At 61.7% G+C, this 19,933-nt stretch carries 19 protein-coding genes and 1 riboswitch; of the genes, 12 read left to right on the top strand and 7 right to left on the bottom strand.

What is annotated here, in order from left to right; translation table 11 throughout:
* The coding region (locus ACN0SW_RS17310; protein ID WP_417729178.1) for a hypothetical protein at positions 1-250 on the top strand (250 nt) is incomplete at its 5' end.
* 7 nt (positions 251-257) lie between these two features.
* Here the strand turns inward: ACN0SW_RS17310 and ACN0SW_RS17305 are convergent.
* The gene (locus ACN0SW_RS17305; RefSeq protein WP_417729177.1) at positions 258-1,133 is read right to left on the bottom strand and encodes a glycosyltransferase family 2 protein; all 876 of its coding nucleotides are present in this window, start codon (positions 1,131-1,133) and stop codon (positions 258-260) included.
* 127 nt (positions 1,134-1,260) lie between these two features.
* Here ACN0SW_RS17305 and miaB point away from each other — a divergent pair, with 127 nt between their 5' ends.
* From miaB to trmB, 9 genes are all read left to right on the top strand, one after another.
* Entirely contained in the window at positions 1,261-2,583 is a 1,323-nt protein-coding gene (miaB, locus tag ACN0SW_RS17300) for a tRNA (N6-isopentenyl adenosine(37)-C2)-methylthiotransferase MiaB (protein WP_417729176.1), read from the top strand.
* Positions 2,584-2,778: 195 nt separating this feature from the next.
* A complete protein-coding gene (locus ACN0SW_RS17295; RefSeq protein WP_417729182.1) occupies positions 2,779-3,348 on the top strand; it encodes an OmpA family protein in 570 nt (189 codons plus the stop codon).
* 12 nt (positions 3,349-3,360) lie between these two features.
* The gene (locus ACN0SW_RS17290; RefSeq protein ID WP_417729175.1) at positions 3,361-3,666 is read left to right on the top strand and encodes a hypothetical protein; all 306 of its coding nucleotides are present in this window, start codon (positions 3,361-3,363) and stop codon (positions 3,664-3,666) included.
* A 185-nt stretch (positions 3,667-3,851) separates the two neighbouring features.
* Entirely contained in the window at positions 3,852-4,826 is a 975-nt protein-coding gene (locus ACN0SW_RS17285; protein WP_417729181.1) for a PhoH family protein, read from the top strand.
* 6 nt (positions 4,827-4,832) lie between these two features.
* A complete protein-coding gene (ybeY, locus tag ACN0SW_RS17280) occupies positions 4,833-5,321 on the top strand; it encodes an rRNA maturation RNase YbeY (protein WP_417729174.1) in 489 nt (162 codons plus the stop codon).
* Positions 5,322-5,363: 42 nt separating this feature from the next.
* Positions 5,364-6,251 carry a transporter associated domain-containing protein gene (locus ACN0SW_RS17275; RefSeq protein ID WP_417729173.1) on the top strand — a complete coding sequence of 296 codons (888 nt, stop codon included), beginning with the start codon at positions 5,364-5,366 and terminating at the stop codon, positions 6,249-6,251.
* Positions 6,244-7,770, top strand: coding sequence for an apolipoprotein N-acyltransferase (gene lnt / locus ACN0SW_RS17270; protein ID WP_417729172.1), 1,527 nt, complete (start codon positions 6,244-6,246; stop codon positions 7,768-7,770). The genes ACN0SW_RS17275 and lnt overlap by 8 nt, the downstream gene beginning before the upstream one ends.
* A 38-nt stretch (positions 7,771-7,808) precedes the next feature.
* Positions 7,809-7,856: riboswitch (SAM-SAH riboswitch) on the top strand.
* 5 nt (positions 7,857-7,861) lie between these two features.
* The gene (metK, locus tag ACN0SW_RS17265) at positions 7,862-9,028 is read left to right on the top strand and encodes a methionine adenosyltransferase (protein WP_417729171.1); all 1,167 of its coding nucleotides are present in this window, start codon (positions 7,862-7,864) and stop codon (positions 9,026-9,028) included.
* A gap of 44 nt (positions 9,029-9,072) precedes the next feature.
* The gene (gene trmB, locus ACN0SW_RS17260; protein WP_417729170.1) at positions 9,073-9,786 is read left to right on the top strand and encodes a tRNA (guanosine(46)-N7)-methyltransferase TrmB; all 714 of its coding nucleotides are present in this window, start codon (positions 9,073-9,075) and stop codon (positions 9,784-9,786) included.
* Between the two features lie 66 nt (positions 9,787-9,852).
* On the opposite strand, the gene ACN0SW_RS17255 is transcribed toward trmB, so the two are convergent.
* The 6 genes from ACN0SW_RS17255 to ACN0SW_RS17230 all read right to left on the bottom strand — a co-directional run bounded on the left by ACN0SW_RS17255 (position 9,853) and on the right by ACN0SW_RS17230 (position 15,298).
* Positions 9,853-10,485 carry a sulfotransferase family protein gene (locus tag ACN0SW_RS17255; RefSeq protein ID WP_417729169.1) on the bottom strand — a complete coding sequence of 211 codons (633 nt, stop codon included), beginning with the start codon at positions 10,483-10,485 and terminating at the stop codon, positions 9,853-9,855.
* Between the two features lie 130 nt (positions 10,486-10,615).
* Positions 10,616-11,779 carry an acetylornithine deacetylase gene (argE, locus tag ACN0SW_RS17250; protein WP_417729168.1) on the bottom strand — a complete coding sequence of 388 codons (1,164 nt, stop codon included), beginning with the start codon at positions 11,777-11,779 and terminating at the stop codon, positions 10,616-10,618.
* Positions 11,780-12,013: 234 nt separating this feature from the next.
* On the bottom strand, positions 12,014-12,520 hold the full coding sequence (locus tag ACN0SW_RS17245; RefSeq protein WP_417729167.1) for a bactofilin family protein: 507 nt from the start codon (positions 12,518-12,520) through the stop codon (positions 12,014-12,016).
* Positions 12,510-13,829 (bottom strand): DUF5930 domain-containing protein, encoded by a 1,320-nt coding sequence (locus ACN0SW_RS17240; protein ID WP_417729166.1) that lies wholly within the window; start codon positions 13,827-13,829, stop codon positions 12,510-12,512. The genes ACN0SW_RS17245 and ACN0SW_RS17240 overlap by 11 nt, the downstream gene beginning before the upstream one ends.
* A gap of 171 nt (positions 13,830-14,000) precedes the next feature.
* Positions 14,001-14,816 (bottom strand): ferritin-like domain-containing protein, encoded by an 816-nt coding sequence (locus ACN0SW_RS17235; protein WP_417729180.1) that lies wholly within the window; start codon positions 14,814-14,816, stop codon positions 14,001-14,003.
* A 20-nt stretch (positions 14,817-14,836) separates the two neighbouring features.
* Positions 14,837-15,298, bottom strand: coding sequence for a peroxiredoxin (locus ACN0SW_RS17230; protein WP_417729165.1), 462 nt, complete (start codon positions 15,296-15,298; stop codon positions 14,837-14,839).
* Between the two features lie 107 nt (positions 15,299-15,405).
* Between ACN0SW_RS17230 and ACN0SW_RS17225 the strand changes: the two genes are divergently transcribed.
* Entirely contained in the window at positions 15,406-18,789 is a 3,384-nt protein-coding gene (locus tag ACN0SW_RS17225) for a DUF3971 domain-containing protein (protein ID WP_417729164.1), read from the top strand.
* On the top strand, positions 18,786-19,874 hold the full coding sequence (queA, locus tag ACN0SW_RS17220; RefSeq protein ID WP_417729163.1) for a tRNA preQ1(34) S-adenosylmethionine ribosyltransferase-isomerase QueA: 1,089 nt from the start codon (positions 18,786-18,788) through the stop codon (positions 19,872-19,874). Before ACN0SW_RS17225 ends, queA begins: the two co-directional genes overlap by 4 nt.
* The last annotated feature ends 59 nt before the right edge of the window (positions 19,875-19,933 follow it).

The following is a 19,933-nucleotide window of genomic DNA, read 5'->3' as shown; positions in this document are numbered from 1 at the left end:
CGCGCGGCGATTGGCCCGGCCGACGGGGGCCATGCTGATGGCCTGTATTCTGGTGGCGATATGGCAAGAGCCCGCGCTTGCACCTGCGGTGCATGACGGGATGCAACATGTGGTCGTGCTGGCCCAGGACGTCACCGAGGGAAATGACTATGTCCGCGCGATGCTGGCCCGGTTGAACGGTGGCGTCGATGTGGCCGGGGTTCCGGGGGTTGATCCGGTGACGGCGCTTTTGCTGCGCGCGCAGGATTAGGGCGCGCCTAGAACCACTGTCCCGGCTCCATCAGGCCCAGGTCCAGCAATTGCCGGGAATGCCATTCGAACGGAATGGAATTGTGCCATTTGAAGCTCTGGATATCGAAGGTCGAACCGGGATTGCGCTTGAGCGCCTTGGCGGTGCGGAACGATACGATGGCGCTGGTCAGATTGTGATGCCACGGGCAGGCGTAGGTATTGTATTCCTCGTCTGAGAAGGTGTGATCGTCGCGCAGGTGCAGATTTGGTTTGGCGCGGAACAGCGCGATGCGGTCGATCTTGCGGCGCTTGGCGGGGATATGTTCCTCATAGCGCCAGCGCAGGCCGCCGTAGAAATCAAGCTGGCGTTCCTTTGGGTGGTTGTGATTGTTGGGATCGGGGCGGGCGAGGGCGTAATATCCGGATTTGTCCATATGTGCCGCCTCAAGCGAAACGGCACCCGGATGGGCCGTCAGATCGTCGGCGTAGAGGTCGATCACATAGGTCAGCATCGCGTCGCGCCGTTCCTCGGTATGAAATGCCAGCATTTCGCCGACGCTGCGGGTTTCGCAGAACGGATAGAACAGGAATTCGGCGTTGTAGCAGTAATACATCCACAGGCCGGGGGCGGCGGCGATGATCGCGTTGACCGCCTCGACGAGGCTGTCGCCAGAGGTCAGATCGTGGCGGATGCGGTGCAGAGTGGCTGAGTCGCTCACGTCTTTGGCCAGTTCAAAAGCATCCGGGGCAAAGAGCAGAACAGAGGCAAAGCCAGCGTCGAAATGATGGCGCAGGGTGGCATTGAGCTCGGCCTCGTCCTCGGCAAAAATCATGGCGATCGGCCCCTTGGCGAGCGCCTTGCCGGGGGCGGCGAGGAACGTCTTGAGATCGGGTACGCTCATGCTCTGGTTTGCCTCTGATCTTTTGCTCGGGTTTTGAACGCAGAATCCGCCAAACGTAGAGGCATTGCAAGTGCCCACTGCCCTGATGTAGTCAGGCACCTTGAACCCAAAGGCGGAGGCCGGGCGCATGGCGGATGTGAAAAAGCTCTATATCAAGACTTATGGCTGTCAGATGAATGTCTATGACAGCGAGCGTATGGCCGAGGCCATGGGCGGGGCAGGCTATGTCGAGACCCAAGATCCGGCTGAGGCGGACATGATCCTGCTCAACACCTGTCATATCCGGGAAAAGGCCGCCGAAAAGGTTTATTCCGAACTGGGGCGGATGCGGCAATTCAAGCTGGACAAACCCGATCTGAAGATTGGCGTGGCTGGCTGTGTGGCGCAGGCCGAGGGCGAGGAAATCATGCGGCGTCAGCCCCTGGTGGATCTGGTGGTGGGGCCGCAAAGCTATCACCGGCTGCCCGAGATGGAGGCGCGGGTGCGTGATGGCGGCAAGGCGCTTGATACGGACTTTCCGCTGGAGGACAAGTTTGACACCCTGCGCCACCGTCCCAAGGCGGCGCGCGGACCAACGGCGTTTCTGACCGTGCAGGAGGGCTGCGACAAGTTCTGCGCCTTTTGTGTGGTGCCCTATACGCGCGGCTCAGAGGTGAGCCGCCCGGTGGCGCGGGTGTTGGAAGAGGCGCGCGATCTGGTCGAGCGCGGCGTGCGCGAGATCACGCTGTTGGGGCAGAACGTCAACGCCTATCACGGGGCAGGTGAGGGCGGCGCCTGGAGCCTTGCACAGCTCATCTGGGCGCTCAACGACATTGACGGGCTGGAGCGTATCCGGTTCACTACCAGCCATCCCAATGACATGGATGATGCGCTGATCGCGGCGCATGGGGAGTGTGCCAAGCTGATGCCCTATCTGCATTTGCCGGTGCAGTCAGGCAGCGACAAAATTCTAAAACGGATGAACCGCAGTCATACTGCCGAGAGTTATCTGCGTCTGATCGAGAAGATCCGGGCAGCGCGGCCTGACATTCTGATGTCGGGGGATTTCATTGTCGGCTTCCCCGAGGAAACAGAGGAAGATTTTCAGGCGACCCTCGATCTGATCGAGGCGGTCCATTACGGCTATGCGTTCTCGTTCAAATATTCCACCCGTCCGGGCACACCGGCGGCGGAGCGTCCGCAGGTTGCCGAAGAGGTCAAGGCCGAGCGGTTGCAGAGGTTGCAGGATGTGCTGACCCGTCAGCAACGCGCCGCGCAAAATGCCATGGTTGGGCGCAGGGTTGGGGTGCTGTTTGAAAAGCCCGGTCGGATGGCTGGTCAGATGGTCGGCAAGTCAGATCATCTTCATGCTGTGCATGTGACGGGCGATGTGGCGGTCGGTGATCTGCGGCAGGTGGAAATTGTCGAGAGCGGTCCCAATTCGCTGGCTGGTCGTCTGCTGCCGCGCTGAATTTTCAGCAGTTGGCGCAACCTCTTGGCGAAATGTGGCAAGAGCGTGGCATTGTTTCTTTGCCAGCCACAATATCTGGTGGAATTTGCTTCACATTAAGGCAAGAGTTGATACAATTTCACGATATTAATGGTTGGGGGCCTGTTGTGATTGGCCCTGCCGGGGGGCAGCAAAAGGACTGGGATTGTGACCAAAATGATTTCAAAAACGCTGCGCGGAGTGTTGCGGGGGGCAAGTGCCATTGCTCTCGGCCTTGCTTTGACAGCCAATGGCGCATTGGCGCAAACGCAGGAACGCACGGTCGTCGGGGAACGTTATATCCCGACAATCTGGGTGGATCCCGATGGATGTGAGCATTGGGTCATGGATGATGGCGCCGAAGGCTATATGAGTCCGCATGTCACCCGAGAGGGCATTCCGGTTTGCCGCGAAGTCAATCTGTGTGGTGTGGTCAACACCGACCAACTCTTTGCGACGGACAGCGCACGGATCAGCGGGCAGGGCAAACAGCGGTTGCGTGAGTTTTTTCAGCAGGCAGGCGCCGTTTCCTACACAATCGTTGGGCATACCGACAGCCGTGCCTCGGACGAATATAACATGGGCCTTTCGCTGCGCCGGGCCAATTCGGTGGCGGCGGTTGCCCGTAGCATCGGTGCAAGCATCGCGGACGTGCGTGGATATGGGGAACGTATGCCCAAGGCGTCGAACGCGACCGCCGAAGGCATGACGCAGAACCGTCGTGTCGAAATCTTGTGCTGGCGCTGAGGGGGCTGTGCTATGAAAACCTATAAGATTGCACTTGCTTTGCCGATGTTTGGTTTGCTGGCTGCCTGTGATGTCGGACCGGACAAGACCATGGATCGAAACTTTTTCGACAAGGGTCACCTGAGCCAAATGCACGCCGGGATCTGGGTTGATCCGAATGGCTGTGACCATTGGATCATCGACGATGGCGTTGAAGGCTATCTGTCGCAGCGCCTGGACAAGTATGGCAAGCCGGTCTGTTCCGGGATTGCCCCGCCGACGGTTGCCACAGGCAATTTCAAGCAGGGGTCCACACGCGGATTTGGCGATCCGATCTGATATGGTCGTGCCACACTGCCAAGACATTATACGGGCCCGGTGCGGCCCGTATTTTTTTTCATCGGTTTCGGATCATTTGAGGCTGGCTGCTTGCGCATGATCCCGCATCTTGGCACTGTGCAAGGGAACCTTTGACTCTGTGGGAGATTTGCTTGGGTAACAGCGTACCGCCCCCCGCCGCCGATATGGCCTCAATGCAAGAGTCCGTGATCGAATTCCCTGACAACAAGCTGCTGATTGATCTGTGCGGCGAATATGATCGTAACCTCGCCGATATCGAGCGCAAGCTGGGCGTTCAGATTGTACGGCGCGGCAATCACCTGTCGGTGTTGGGCGATGAGGTGCCGGTCAAGGAAGCGGCAGGTGTGTTGCAGGCGCTCTATTCCCGGCTGGAGAGCGGGCGTGCGGTCGAGAGCGGCGATGTGGACCGGGAATTGCGGATGGGCGGCTCTGAGGTCGAAACCGGCGCTCTGGCGGGCGATCAGCTTGAGATGTTCAAGAGCGGTCCGGTCGAGATCAAGACCCGCAAGAAATATGTAGAACCGCGCACCGAGGCGCAAAAGGCCTATGTGCGGGCGTTGTTCCAGCACGAACTGGCCTTTGGTATCGGGCCTGCGGGCACCGGCAAGACCTATCTGGCCGTTGCCGTGGGGGTCAACATGTTCATCGAGGGGCATGTGGACCGGATCATCCTGAGCCGCCCGGCGGTCGAGGCGGGCGAAAAGCTGGGTTATCTGCCGGGGGATATGAAGGATAAGGTCGATCCCTATATGCAGCCGCTCTATGACGCGCTGAACGATTTTCTACCCGGTAAGCAGGTGCAAAAGCTGATTGAGGAAAAGAAAATCGAGATCGCGCCGCTGGCCTTTATGCGCGGGCGCACGCTGAGCAATGCGTTTGTGGTGCTGGATGAGGCGCAGAATGCGACGTCGATGCAGATGAAGATGTTTTTGACCCGTCTGGGCGAAGGCAGCCGGATGGTGATCACCGGCGACCGCACGCAGATTGACTTGCCGCGCGGTGTGCCGTCGGGGCTGGCGGATGCGGAACGGTTGCTCACACGAATTCCGCAGATCAGTTTCAACTACTTTACCTCGAAGGATGTGGTGCGGCATCCGCTGGTTGCCGCGATCATTGAGGCCTATGAGGCGGAAGGTTAAGGCGGCATGTTGTGCGATGTGGTGTTGGAGGACGACCGCTGGCAGGCGGCGGGGCTGGAGGATTTGGCCGAGCGCGCGGGGCGCGCCACGCTGGAGCATCTCGGGCTTGATCCTGAGGAGTGGGAAATCAGCGTTCTGGGCTGTGACGATACGCGTATTGCGGCGCTCAACGAGGGGTTTCGTAACAAGCCGCAGCCTACCAATGTGCTGAGTTGGCCGAGCGAAGAGCGCGGCGCGGAGGGGGCAGGTGAGCGGCCAGACCTGCCCATTCCCGGCGCTGATCCCGAGTTGGGTGACATCGCCATTGCATGGGAGACATGTGCGCGCGAAGCGGCGGATGGCGGCAAATCGCTTGCAGACCATGTGACGCACCTGATTGTGCATGCGGTGTTACATTTGCTGGGCTATGATCATGTGCGTGACCAAGATGCCACTCTGATGGAAACAACAGAGGTGCAGATACTTGGCAAACTAGGGGTCGCTGACCCATATTAGCCGTGTTGGGGCCGCCGTGCCCCGTCACTTGGAAAGTGGTTGATGGACGAGAGTATAGACGGATCGTCTACGGCAGCGCAGAGCGCGCAGCCGGAAGACGATAAGGATACCGATGAATCGGCTGGATTCTTCCGCCGGATCTTGGGCGTTTTTTCCACAAATGAAGACACTGTCTTGGCCGAGGATCAGCATCCGGCCCAGGCCAGCGGTGTGCCGGGCATGGGCAACCTGCGGCATATGGCTGTTGAGGATGTGGCCATTCCCAAGGCCGAAATCGTTTCGGTTCCAAGCACCATTTCGAAAGAGGATCTGGTGCATGTGTTCCGCGACAGCGGCATGTCGCGGTTGCCGGTCTATGAGGGCACGCTGGATACGCCCATTGGCATGCTCCATCTCAAGGATTTTGCGCTGAAGCATGGGTTCAACGGCGAGGCTGAAGAATTCCTGCTGGACGATCTGCTGAGACCCTTGCTGTTTGTGCCACCGTCGATGCCCATCGGCGTTTTGTTGCAAAAGATGCAGGCCGAGCGGCGGCATATGGCGCTGGTGATCGACGAATACGGCGGGGTTGATGGTCTGGTGACCATCGAAGACCTGATCGAGCAAGTGGTGGGCGAGATCGAAGACGAGCACGATATCGACGAGGCGCATTACTGGACTCTTGAAAGCCCCGGTTGCTACGTGGCGCTGGCCAAGACGCCGCTTGAAGATTTCGAGGCCGAGATCGGCATGTCGCTGACCGAGGCGGAGGAGATCGACGAAGAAGAAATCGACACGCTGGGCGGTCTGGTCTTTATGCTGCTGGGGCGGGTTCCGGTGCGCGGAGAGGTGATTGAACATCCCGCCGGCCCGGTGATCGAGGTGATTGAGGCCGACCCCCGCCGCATCAAGCGGGTGCGGGTGCGTCTGCCCGAGGCGAGGAATGGCTGAAACAGGCCACGCCGTGGGGCTTGTGCGCGGGCTGGCTGCGTTGCCGCGCCGTTGGCGGGGTGTGATTAACGTCATGACTGGTGCTGTGGCCGCATTGGGGCAGGCCCCGGTGGGGGCGTGGCCGCTGACGATTGTAGCGCTGGCCGTGATGTTCGGCCTCTTTGCGCGTAGCGACGGATGGCGGCGGGCCGCCTGGTTGGGCTGGGCGTTTGGCTCCGGTTATTTTCTGGTCTCACTCAACTGGATCATCGAGCCGTTTCTGGTGGATGTGGCGCGCCACGGCTGGATGGCGCCCTTTGCGCTGGCAGGCTTGGCAGGGGGGCTTGCGCTTTTCTGGGCGGTGGCCTTTGCGCTTGGGCGGGTCGCGGGCGGCGGCGCCTTGGGATTCATCGGCGGGCTGGGCCTGTTGGAACTGGCGCGCGGCTATGTTTTTACCGGATTTCCCTGGGCGCAGCCCGGTCATGTCCTGATTGATACGCCGGTTCTGCACGGGGCGTCCTATTTCGGGTCTGCGGGGCTGACGGCGCTGGTTCTGCTGGCCGGGGTCGTGCTCTGGCAGGGGCTGGCGGGGGGGCGTATCGCGTGGATGGGGCTTGTGGGGATTGCGCTCTTGTGGCCGATTGGCCGGGCGCTCACCCCAGAGGCAGAAGCGGCGGCTGGACCGGACGCGGCGATGGTGCGCCTGATCCAGCCCAATGCGCCGCAGAATGAGAAATGGCGCCCGGACAAAATGCGCGCGTTCTTTGACCGGCAGGTGATGTTTTCGGCGGCGGGGGATGTACGGCCCGATCTGATCGTCTGGCCGGAAACGGCGGTTCCGGTGATGCTTGAGACTGCGGCGCGAACGCTTGAAGTGATCTCGGAGGCAGCAGGGGGCGTGCCGGTGGTGGTCGGCTTGCAGCGCTATGACGTGCAACGGCTGTTTAACACACTGGCGCTGATCGAGGCGGGAGGCCGCGTGGCGGCAGTCTATGACAAGCATCATCTGGTGCCCTTTGGCGAATATATGCCCTATGGCGATCTCTTGGGGCGGTGGGGCATTCATGGGCTTGCGTCCGATGAGGGGCGGGGGTTTTCATCTGGTCCGGGGGCGCAGGTGATCGACCTTGGGGGTCTGGGGCGGGCCTTGCCGCTGATCTGCTATGAGGGGGTATTCGCGCAGGATCTGCGGGCGGCCCCGAACCGTGCGGATTTCATTCTTTTGATTACCAATGATGCGTGGTTTGGCAATTTTTCCGGGCCTTATCAGCATCTTGCTCAGGCGCGGTTGCGCAGTGCTGAATTTGGTCTGCCGATGATCCGGGTGGCCAATACGGGCGTGTCGGCGATGATCGACGCCACCGGGCGGATCACCGAGGCCTTGCCCTTGGGCGAGGCGGGATGGCGGGATGTGGCGTTGCCGCCGGCCTTGGCGGTCACGGTCTATGCGCGGCTTGGCGATGCGCCGATGCTGGCGATTTTCCTTGTTTTTCTGGGGTTGTCTCTGGGTGGACACAGGCGCCGGCGGCGGCACAGATAGGCATTGACGCTGGCAATGTGCGAGCGTAACCACGCTCTAATCCCCCACAACGGCTTCCTGGCGTGGCGGTGACATTCAATGGAGCATCTTCATGGCTAGACAGAACTATCTTTTTACCTCCGAATCCGTTTCGGAAGGGCATCCGGACAAGGTCTGTGACCGTATTTCCGATGCGATCCTCGATGCGTTTCTGGCGGAAGAGGCCAACGCGCGCGTCGCTTGTGAGACGTTTGCCACCACCAACTGTGTTGTGGTTGGCGGTGAAGTGGGGCTGACGGATAAATCCCGGCTGGCGGATTTCATGGGGCGGATCGACGGGATCGTGCGCGAGTGTGTCCGCGATATCGGCTATGAGCAGGATGCGTTCCACTGGAACACGTTGAAATTGCACAATATGCTGCACCCGCAATCAGCGCATATCGCGCAGGGTGTGGACCGCGACGGGGCCGGGGATCAGGGCATCATGTTCGGGTATGCCGTTGACGAGACGCCAGAATTCATGCCCGCGCCGATCCTCTATTCGCATGCGATCCTCAAGCGGTTGGCCGAGGTGCGCAAATCCGGGGTTGAGCCCACGCTGGGGCCGGATGCCAAATCGCAACTGACGCTGCGCTATGAAGGGGGCCGTCCGGTGGCCGTGACGCAGCTGGTGCTCTCGACGCAGCATGCGCATGAGAGCCAGACCAGCGATGATATTCGTGCCATTGTCGAGCCTTATATCCGCGAAGTGCTGCCTGCGGGTTGGCTGAGCGATGAGACCGAATGGCATGTGAACCCGACGGGTACGTTTGTGATTGGTGGGCCGGATGGCGATGCGGGCCTCACCGGGCGCAAGATTATCGTGGACACCTATGGCGGGGCGGCACCGCATGGCGGCGGCGCGTTTTCCGGCAAAGATCCAACAAAGGTTGACAGATCAGCGGCTTATGCGGCGCGCTATCTGGCCAAGAACGTGGTGGCGGCGGGGCTGGCGCAGCGCTGCACGCTGCAACTGAGCTATGCGATTGGTGTGGCCAAGCCGTTGTCGATCTATGTCGATACCCATGGCACTGGCCAAGTGCATGAAACCGCGATCGAAAAAGCGGTGGAGCAGTGCATGGACCTGACCCCGCGTGGTATCCGCGAGCATCTGTCGCTGACGCGGCCGATCTATGCCCGCACCGCGGCCTATGGCCATTTTGGCCGCACGCCCGATGCCGATGGTGGCTTTAGCTGGGAGCGGATAGATTTGGTTGATGCTCTTAAAAAAGCCGTATAATCAAGGGTCTGGCGCATGAAGTTCATGCGCCGGTTTGACAGTGTATGAGCCAGGACAGACATCCGACAGGCGCGCCGTGGCGCAATTTCTATGGCCGGTTCAAGGGTAAGACCCTGCGGCCGAGCCAAGAGACCTATCTGGAGGAGGATCTGGCGAAGCTGTCGCCCGGAGCTGTCGATTGGGACGTGAACCCCGAGCGGCAACCGATTGATCTGAAGGCACTTTTCGGGGATCGTGACGTCTGGCTTGAAATCGGGTTTGGCGGTGGCGAGCATATGGTGCATCAGGCCGCGCAGAATCCGCAGGTTGGTATTATCGGCTGTGAGCCGTTCATCAACGGTGTGGCGATGCTCTTGGGTAAGATCCGGGCGGCAGAGGCGCAAAATGTTGCGGTTTATCCGGGCGATGCCCGCAATATGTTTGATGTTTTACCGGCAGAGTCAGTGTCGCGGGCGTTTCTGCTCTATCCTGACCCATGGCCCAAAAAGCGCCATCACCGGCGACGGTTCGTCACGCAGGAACACTTAACTCCGCTGTGCAAGGTATTGAAAAAAGGCGCTATTTTTCGGGTTGCCACGGATATTCCGGATTATGTGCGCCAAACCCTGGAAGAAGTGCCGCGCGCGGGATTTGAATGGCTTGCGGAGCGCCCGGAGGATTGGCGCGACCCTTGGGGGGACTGGATTTCTACGCGCTACGAGCAAAAGGCGCTGCGCGAAGGGCGGGTGCCGCATTACCTGACCTTTCGCAAACTCTGAGCCTGCCCGCTGTCGCAACCGTACGCTTGTGCGGTTGAACCGTACGACCGCGCGGTGCCTCGACCTCTAGGTCGGTTCACCGCCGAAATGCGCCCAGAATTCGTCACGCGGGTTGGAGCGGGGAAAGGGGATGTCCGGCACCGGCACGTCGAGGAAGTCACAGAGCGGCTGCCAGCCGTCGGCGACATGAAAGATCAAAAGACGGTCGGCGGGGACCAGATCGCGCACGGCCTTGTTGTTCGCGCGGTAGGCCGCAATCGCACAATCGCGGTCGGTGTGTTCCTCAAAGGTTTCCTTGAGGAACCAGCCTGACATGACGTGAAAGATGTCTTGGATATGCGGCGGCAGGTCCATGGTTGGGGCGTTGGTGAAAAACTTGCTGATGGTGATGCTGAAGCTGTTCCACCACGCCTCTTCCGGGCGCTCTGTGTGGATCACCTTGGCGTCGGGAAAGGCGTGCATGGTTTGCTGCCAAACGGCGGCACCGGGCCAATCGACCTGCGCATGGTAGCCCTTGAATACCGCATTCCAGTCGACCGGCCGGTGGGCGGCGATGGCCGCCCAATGCGCAGGCTGTTCGGGGTTTTGCATGACTTCGACCATGTGATGGCAGGGGCCAAAGCCCAGCTGTTCAAGGGCAAGCTTGGTCGACATGGTTCCGGTGCGTCCGAACCCCGATCCGATAATCCTGAGAGTCATAGCAGTCTATCCTGTGCTGAAAAGGCAAGAAATAACGCGCTAAATAGATGTTGGTTACCGGGTCCAGTTTACGACGCCTTTTCATTTTCCCCTAACGGAAATTCAAGGCTATGTGCGGAGCGCGGGAAGATCAGGCCGCCAGTCTGCCCCCCAGCCGCCCCAGCATATCAAGGCATTGCTGAAGTTGTTCGAGTGCCAGATATTCGTCGGGTTTGTGCGCCTGATCAATCGAGCCGGGGCCGCAGACCACCGCAGACATGCCGTATTTCTGGAACAAGCCTGCCTCGGTGCCGAAGGGCACGAGGTCAGCGCCATTCGCGCCGGTGAGTTCCATCATGATGTCGCGGGCCTCGTTCGCTTCGGTGGGCTCCAACCCGTCCACCTCGCCGATGATCTGGGTGCTGACACTGGCCTCGGGGTAGATCTCGCGCATCCGGGGCAGAAGCATTTCTTCGCAGTAGCGGCGCAGGTCCTCTTTGACAAAGAGTGCGTCTGCCGCCTGAACGGGCCGCATTTCCCATTCGATGGTGGCGTTGGACGCAATCACGTTATGGGCCACGCCGCCCTTGAGCGAGCCGGTGTTGATCGTGGTCCATGGCGGGTCAAAGCGGCTGCCTGCGGGCGCGCGGGCGCGCAGTGCCTCTTTGAGTTCCAACAGGCGATTGACGTAGCGCACCGCATATTCAACCGCGTTCACGCCCCGGTCGGGTGCAGAGCCGTGACCGGCCAGACCGCAGAAATGGGTGGTGTATTCATAGCAGCCCTTGTGCCCCTCGATTACGCGCATCATCGTGGGTTCGCCGATGATCGCCACGCCGGGTCGAATGCCACGCGCCTTGAGGCTGTCCACCAGTGCTTGGGCGCCAAAACAGCCAACCTCTTCGTCATAGGTAAAGGCAAAATGAACGGGGCGGTCGCGAACACGCTCGGCAAAGTAAGGCGCCATGGCGGTGGCCGCCGCGATGAAGCCTTTCATGTCACAGGTGCCGCGCCCGTAGAGCCGCCCGTCCTGTTCGGTCAGTTCGAACGGGTCGGAGGCCCAATCCTGTTCGGCCACCGGCACCACGTCAGAATGCCCCGATAGCACGATGCCACCGTCCACCTCTGGTCCGATGGTGGCGAAAAGGTTGGCCTTGTGGCCGATGTCGTCATGAAAGATATCCACCCGCGCGCCCGCAGATTCGAGTCGGTGCCCGAGATAGGCGATCATGTCGAGATTGCTGAGTTCGGAGATCGTGGGAAAGGCGATCAGGTCGCGCAAGAGACCCACTGTATCGGAAAGCTGAGACGTCACGGTCTGAATCCTGTGATTTGGCAGGTTTGAAAACTGTGCGACTGTGTTGACATAGGGCAGGCCCGTCAAGACCCTGCCGAGGGATAACTTTGGCCTGATGGCGGGACGGACTGTGCCGCCTGTTTCACAAGCGCCCCTGCTGTGCGGCGCGGAGCGGGTGCTCTGACGCCACGAAAAAGGCGGCGATGGCACGAAGCCACGCCGCCTTGTTTTTACGTCCGCTCAGACGCGGGCTTAGCCTTCGGCGGGTTTTGGCGCGGCAGGCTTGGGGGCGTTCTTGTTGCCGGTCAGCGGGTCGTCCTGACGCTGCACCGAACCTTCGAAATGCGCGCCGCTCTCGATGGCGATGGTTTTGTGGATGATGTCCCCCTCGACGCGGGCGGTCGAGGTCAGACGCACCTTGAGGCCGCGCACGCGACCGACGATGCGCCCGTTGATCACCACGTCATCGGCAATCACTTCGCCCTTGATGGTCGCGCCTTCGCCCACGGTCAGCAGATGCGCGCGAATGTCACCCTCGATCGAGCCCTCGACCTGAATGTCGCCTGTGGTCTTGAGGTTGCCAGTGACGTGCAGGTCAGACGACAGCACCGAGGCGGGCGGTTTGGCCTTGGGGGCCGAAGCCTTGAATTCACTGCTCAGCGCGTCGGGCCGCGCCGAATCGAGCCGGTTCTCGGAGGCAGCCGGTTTGGCCTCTGCAGGCTTTTGCGCGGGTTCGTTGATTTTGCTCTTAGAAAACATTGTTTGCAGCCTTGATGTATATCATGGGATTGACGGACTTGTCGCCGACGCGGACCTCGTAGTGTAAATGCGTGCCCGTAGAACGTCCAGAGTTGCCCATATCACCAATCCGGTCGCCGCGCGAGACCCTTTGCCCGACCTTGACACGGATTTGCGAGAGGTGGGCGTAACGGGTCTCGATGCCGAAGGCGTGCTTGATCTTGATCAGGCGGCCATAACCCGAAAGCCAGCCGGCGTGCGTGACCACACCATCAGCGGTGGAATAGATCGGCGTGCCCTGCGGTGCCGCAAAATCGGTGCCCTGATGCATCCGGCCCCAGCGCATGCCATAGCCTGAGGTGTAGCGGAAGGCGTTCTTGACGGGCAGGGCAAAGGGTGCCTTTTGCGCGGCGATGCGGTAGAGGTTCAGTTCATCCATACGCCCCAAAATGCGGTTGGCGCGTTCGGCATCGACCGAGGGCTCTTCTCCGCGGGTGGAAAAGGACAGCGGCATGAGCGGGCCGCCTTGGCCCGAATAGCCCCGGCGCACCGCGTCAAGCAGCGTGCCGGTGTTAAGACCCGCCGCACGGAACATCTTGTCGAGCGGTTCGACAGAAATCGCCATCGCGTCTTCGAGTTGACTGAAAATCTGGTCGTTCTGATCTTGGAGAAGGCGCAGTTGGGTGGTCATCTCATCGGCATGCAACAGCGCATCCTGAGCATTTGCGATCGTGGTATCGCGCTCTTCGGCGGCGTCCGCGAGGGCGGCGGTCAGGAAATCCAAGGTGGCGTCTGATCCGTCCTGAGGGCCGGTGACAGAGCCCGTGTCGCCGTCGGTGTTTATCGAGAGGGCCAGCTGCTCGGCCTCGTGCCGGGCGGTTTCACGCTCGGCCATGGTGCGGCGCAGCGTGGATTGGATCACCTCGATGCCGGTTTCCAATTCACGGCGGCGGATTTCAGAGGCCAGCAATTCGGATTGCATCAGCGAAATCTGTTCCAGCGCGAAGCTGAAGCGTTCCTGGGCGGCAATCGCCTCTTCGGCGCGTTTGTCGCGTTCGGACGAGAGGGCGTTGAGCCGGGTTTCATAGGTGCGCTGGTCGCGTTTGGCCTGTTCGCGGAAATTGCCCGAACCGATGCTGTCCATCACCAGAATAGAGGTGGCGATGATCGACCAAGCGACAATGGAGGCCACCCCGGCGAAGGCAAAGAGTTGGGTAGAGGACCGCAGACGGATAAAGCGTGTGTCGGTATCAGACCGCAAAAAGACCCGGCGTTCGGGGAAATACCTTTCGAGGATCGAATGGATTTTGATCGCAAGTCTTGTTCTCACGCGTCTTGTGCCCTTGTTGCCTCAGTCGTCGTTCGGGGCGGGGCTGCGATTGTCCCAGCCGCCATCTGCCTGTGTGCTTAGCCAGTGGTCGGACGTTGGGCAAGATTTTTGACCAATTGGGTGCCCGGGCTGGGCCATTTCACGCCCGAGTGGCGGAAAATCGCCGATGGATCACGGGGTGTCGCAACCTCTGGTGGAGTGGTCTTCGCTGAGCGGCCAGTAGAAATCGGGGGGGATACCGGCCTCGGCGCGCTTTTCCTCGTTGAAGGGAGGTTTGAGCGGGCCGTGAAAGTAGCGACGCACGAGGTTGTGGAAGGCAATCTTGGGATCGAGATCGTGACGTCCGCACAGAAAGTGAAACCATTTGGAGCCATAGGCGACGTGATGCACCTCTTCGGCGTAGATCACCCGCATGGCGGCGACGGCGGCATGTTCGTTTGCGCGCTCGAATATCTCGATCATGCCGGGGGTTACATCAAGCCCGCGCGCCTCAAGCACCATTGGCACGACGGCGAGGCGGCCCATGAAATCCTGCGCCGTATCCTCGGCGGCGCGCCACATGCCAGCATGGGCGGGCAGCGCGCCATAATAGCTGCCCAATGCCTCAAGACAGTCGGATATCATGTTGAAATGTTTGGATTCCTCGTCAGCGGATTTAACCCAGTCATCATAGAATCCAATCGGCATCGGGGTGTCGGCAAAGCGCGCGATGATGTCCCAATGCAGGTCCACGGCGTTGAGTTCGATATGGGCCACAGCATGCAACAGGGCAATGCGCCCCTTTTCGGAGCCGGGGCGGCGGCGCGGCACGTCGCGCGGATCGAGCAATTCTGGGCGCTCGGGGCGCGCGGGCCGCAGGGGGGGCTGTGTGTGGCCCAAGGGAATGTCCTGCCCCGCCGCGCGTGCGGCGAACCACCGGGCAGCATGGGCGCGCGAGAGTGCCGTCTTGGCGCGACCGTCGGCGGTGCAGAGCACCTCGACGGCCATCTCTGTCAGGGTGAGACCGCTCACAGGGCCTTGACCGCTGCGAGCACGTCTTCGGCGTGGCCGGGCACCTTGACCTTGCGCCAGACGCGGGCGATGCGGCCTTGGCCGTCGATGAGAAAGGTCGAGCGCGCGATGCCAAAGAATGTCTTGCCATACATGCTTTTTTCGGTCCAGACGCCGTAAGCCTCGCAGGTGTTTGACCCCTCATCAGACAGAAGTGGCACAGTAAGTGCATGTTTCGATTGGAACTTTTCGTGGCTGGCAATGCTATCCTTGGAAATGCCCATTACGGTCGCGCCAGCGGCGTCGAACTGATCCTTGAGGGCAGAGAAGGCCACCGCCTCTTTGGTGCAACCAGAGGTGTTGTCGCGGGGGTAGAAAAACAGCACAACAGCGCCGGGACGCAGGCTGGAGAGCGTTACAGTATCACCACCATCGCGCGGCAGAGAGAAGTCAGGAGCGGTATCGGACGTATCAGGCATGGAGTTTCCTCTGAGATGCAAAAATGTGAATTCCATATTAGGTCGCAAAAGGCGAGAATAAAGCCACGAGGCAGAAGAGATGCGCAACACGCGTCCGAACGGATAGGATGAGCACGCAGCCGACACAAGGGCAGGGCGGGGCAGCGATGCCGCCGCCGACAGACGGGACGGTCAAGCCGCGCCGCCGGGGTCGGCGTGCGCTGCGGCACATGCTTCAGTTCTGTTTCTCTGGCGCGGTTTTGGTGGTGGCTCTGGGGTTTGCCGTCGCGCTGAGCGTTGGAGCGAGCCTGCGCGCGCCCGGATGGCTGCAAGAGCGGATCGCGCAGCGCATTGATGCGAGTGTGCCGGGCTATGACCTGCGGTTTGGTGAAATCTCGCTGGTGATGGGGGCGGATTTGACGCCTCGGGTGGCGCTGCGGGATGTGGCGCTGGCCAGTCTGGAGGGGGTGCCGCTGGTTGCTGTGTCATCGCTTGAGGTGACGGTCGCGCCTGAGCCGCTCCTGCGGGGTGAGGTGCAGCCAAAGAGCGTGCATGTGTCGGGCGCGCGGCTGGGGGTGCGGCGGCTGGCCTCGGGCGAGTTGGCGATCATGCTCAACGGATCAGGACAGAACGGCACCTTCAATGAGCAGATTGATGCGTTGTTTGCGCGGCCGCAGTTTGATGCCTTGCGGCGGGTCACGGCGGATAATCTGACGCTGCGCTATGAGGATGCCCGCGCGGACCGGGCCTGGAGCGCGGATGGCGGCCGGGTGGAATTGACGCGCACGGGTGAGGAGATTTCCTTGCGCGGGGATGTGGCGCTGCTGGGCGCGCGCGATTATGCAACCACGCTGGCGGTCAATTACGCGGGCCGGATTGGTAGCAGGGTGGCGGAATTTGGCGCGCAGTTCGAGGATATGCCGGCAGGGGATATCGCCGGTCAATCGCCAGCGCTGGCTTGGCTCGGGGCGTTGGAGGCGCCGATTTCTGGGGCGTTGCGGGCGGGGGTGGATGCCGAGGGGCGTCTGGGGTCCCTGAATGCCACGCTGCAAATCGGGGCGGGGGTGTTGCAGCCGACGCCTGCCACGGCCCCGATCAAGTTCCGGTCGGCGCGCAGTGATTTCACCTATGATCCGGCGGTGCAGGAAATCCGCTTTACCGAACTGTCGGTGGACAGTGCCTGGGGGAAGGCGCGTGCCGAGGGCACGGCACGGCTGATCGGAATGGAGGCGGGGTGGCCAAACGAATTGCAGGCGCAGATCCGTGTCAGCGATGTGGTGGCCGATCCGGCCAATCTCTATCCCGAGCCGATCCGGTTCGAAGAGGCGCGGGTGGCGTTGCGGCTGCGGTTGGAGCCGTTCGTTCTGACCTTGGGGGAGCTGAGCCTGAGCGATCAGGGGCGTTACCTGCGGGCCTGGGGTGAAGCGCGCGGCAGTGAGGAAGGGTGGGACATCTCGCTGGAAGGGGGAATGGACGGGCTGGCGCCTGACCGCCTGATGGCGCTCTGGCCGCGTGCGGCCAAGGCCAATACGCGCGACTGGATCGCGACGAATGTGCGCCATGCCGATCTGAGCGATATCCAGTTCGCTTTGCGGCTGCGCCCGGACCATCTGCCCGATTTCCACATCGGGTTTGATTTCGCGGATCTGGAGACCGTCTATGTGCGCAATGTGCCGCCGATCCGGGCGGCGGCGGGGCGGGCCTCTTTGGACGACAACCGGTTTGTGATCCGTGCCGAGCGCGGGCATGTGGTGGCGGATGAGGGCGGGCAGATCGACGTATCGGGCACGAGTTTCATCATTCCCGACGTGCGGATCAAGGAGGGGCCGGCAGAGGCCCGGCTGCGGACCCGCAGCACGATCACTGCGGCGCTGTCGCTGCTGGATGCGCCGCCGTTCCGGTTCCTGCAAAAAGCGGGACAGCCGGTCACCGTGGCAGAGGGGCGTGCCGCGCTGGAGGGGGAGCTTATGTTCCTGCTCAAGAAGCAACTGACCACCGAAGAGGTGGCGTTCGACATCACCGGCGATTTGCGCGACGTGCGCAGCGCGACGCTGATCAAGGGGCGGGTGCTGTCGGCGGAACGTTTGGCGGTCGAGGCAAGCAACACCCATCTGGATATCGGCGGCATGGCGCAGGTGGGGGCCGTGCCGGTGCGGGGCCGTTGGGATATGGCCATCGGTGGCAATCCGCAGGGCGAAAGCCGGGTGCGCGGTCAGGTCGAAATCTCTCAGCGGTTTCTGGACGAATTCGGCATTGGCCTGCCGCCCGGCAGCCTGTCGGGTGTGGGGCAGGCCGATATCGAAATCGGCTTTGCCAAGGGGCAGCCGCCTGAATTTGCCCTCAGCTCTGATCTGAGGGGGGTTGGGCTGCGCCTGCCGCAACTGGATTGGGTTCTGGACGAAGGGCAGGCGGGGCGGCTTGACGTGGTGGGCACGCTGGGCGCGTTGCCGGAGGTCACCGCGCTAGGGCTGAGCGGTGCGGGACTAGAGGCGCGGGGGCGTGTCAGTCTTGATGCGGGCGGTGGTCTGGAGCGGGCAGAATTCAGCCGGGTCACGCTGGGGGAATGGCTTGATGTGCCGGTCGCTTTGGTCGGACGGGGGGCCGGGGTGACGCCGCGTGTCGAAGTGACGGGCGGCACGGCCGGTCGGCGGCGGACCTCGCTGGGGGGGGCGGATGACGCGGCTGGCGGCGGCGGTGCGCCGGTTACCCTGCGGCTGGAGCGTTTGCAGATTTCAGAAGGGCTTGCCCTGACCGAGTTTCGCGCGGATCTGGACACCTCGCAGGGGGCAAATGGCACGTTTACCGGGCTGCTGAATAATAGTGCGCCGGTCACAGGGCAGGTTGTCCCCATGGCGGGGCGCAGTGCATTTCGGATCAAATCAGACGATGCTGGCGGTCTCTTGGCCGCGGCGGGCCTGCTGCAGCAGGCGCGCGACGGGGCGTTGGAGCTGTTGCTCACGCCTGCGCCCGAGCCCGGAAGCTATGACGGGGTGCTGGGCATTGATCAGATCCGGGTTAAGGAGGCCCCGGCGCTGGCGGCGCTGCTCAATACGATCAGTGTCGTGGGTTTGCTGGAACAGTTTTCCGGGCAGGGGCTGCATTTTGGACGGGTCGATGCGCGGTTTCGGCTGACTCCGGATCGGCTGATTCTGTTGGAGGGCAGTGCGGTTGGTGCCTCGGTCGGACTGTCGATGGATGGGTATTACACCATGGCGACCAAGCAGATGGACATGCAAGGTGTGGTGTCGCCGGTCTATTTGCTGAATGCGATCGGTGAGGCCTTTACCCGGCCCGGTGAGGGGCTTATCGGGATGAACTATACGCTAAAGGGGCCGTCGTCGAACCCGGATGTGTCGGTCAATCCATTGTCGGCACTGGCACCGGCGTTCCTGCGTGAGATGTTCCGGCGGCCTGCGCCCACGGTGGGCACGGGGCGGACCGCCACCTCGGGGAAAATAGAGGGTGCGGCCGAGCCGGTGGCTGAGGACATACACCAAAGACAGGACAGATGAAGCTCTCAGATTTCGATTTTGATTTGCCGGAGGCGCTGATTGCGACGCGACCGGCCAAGCCCCGGCGTTCGGCCCGGTTGCTGGTGGCGGACGGTCAGGCACTCACCGATGCGGTGGTGGCCAATTTGGGGCAATGGTTGCGGCCCGGCGACCGGCTAGTGCTGAATGATACGCGGGTGATCCCGGCACGTCTGAGCGGGTTGCGGCACCGCAGCGGTGCGCAGGGCGATACGGCGGCGAAGATCGAGGTGACGCTGTTGGAACCGGGCGCGGATGGCACTTGGGGCGCGTTGATCAAGCCGCTCAAGAAAGTGTCGACCGGTGAAGAGATCGTGTTTTCCGAGCGGCTGTCGGCGGTTCTGGAGGCCAAAGACGAGGGGCAGGGTCGGCTGCGGTTCAACCTTGTGGCTGAGGATTTCGATGCGGCGCTGGCCGAGGCGGGGGCGATGCCATTGCCGCCCTATATCGCCGCGCGCCGTCCGGCGGATGAACAAGACAAGGTGGACTATCAGACCGTCTGGGCGCGCGCGCCGGGGGCGGTGGCGGCACCGACTGCATCATTGCATTTCGATGAGGATCTTTTGGGCGAACTGGCGGCGATGGGGGTGGCGTTCAGCCATGTCACGCTGCATGTGGGGGCGGGGACGTTTCTGCCGGTCAAGGTCGAGGATGTGACGACACACCGCATGCATGCCGAGTGGGGTGAAGTAAGCGCTGAGGCGGCGGCGGAGATTGCTGCCACGCGCGCCGCGGGTGGACGGATCATCCCGGTGGGCACCACCGCGCTGCGGCTGATCGAGACGGCGGCGCGCGCGACTGGCGAGATCGCACCCTGGTCTGGGGATACCGATATTTTTATCTACCCCGGTTTTGAGTTTCGGGTGGCTGATGCGCTGATGACCAATTTTCATCTGCCGAAATCGACGTTGATGATGTTGGTCTCAGCCCTGATGGGGCAGGGCACGATCCGGCGGATTTATGCGCATGCGGTGGCTGAGGGCTATCGCTTTTTCTCTTACGGGGATGCCTCGTTGTTGATCCCGCCGGCAAAGCCTGACAGGTGCGACGGTGAGGGAACAGAGTAAGTCGCCTTTGGGGTGCCGCACCGCGGAGCATCTGTTAGGCTGATCTGAACGGACAAGGA

The sequence above is a fragment of the Roseovarius sp. genome (genome assembly GCF_048262375.1).
Taxonomy (GTDB): Bacteria; Pseudomonadota; Alphaproteobacteria; order Rhodobacterales; family Rhodobacteraceae; genus Roseovarius.
The sequence above is the reverse complement of the archived record's forward strand: the minus strand, read 5'-3'. Positions and strand labels throughout refer to the sequence as shown.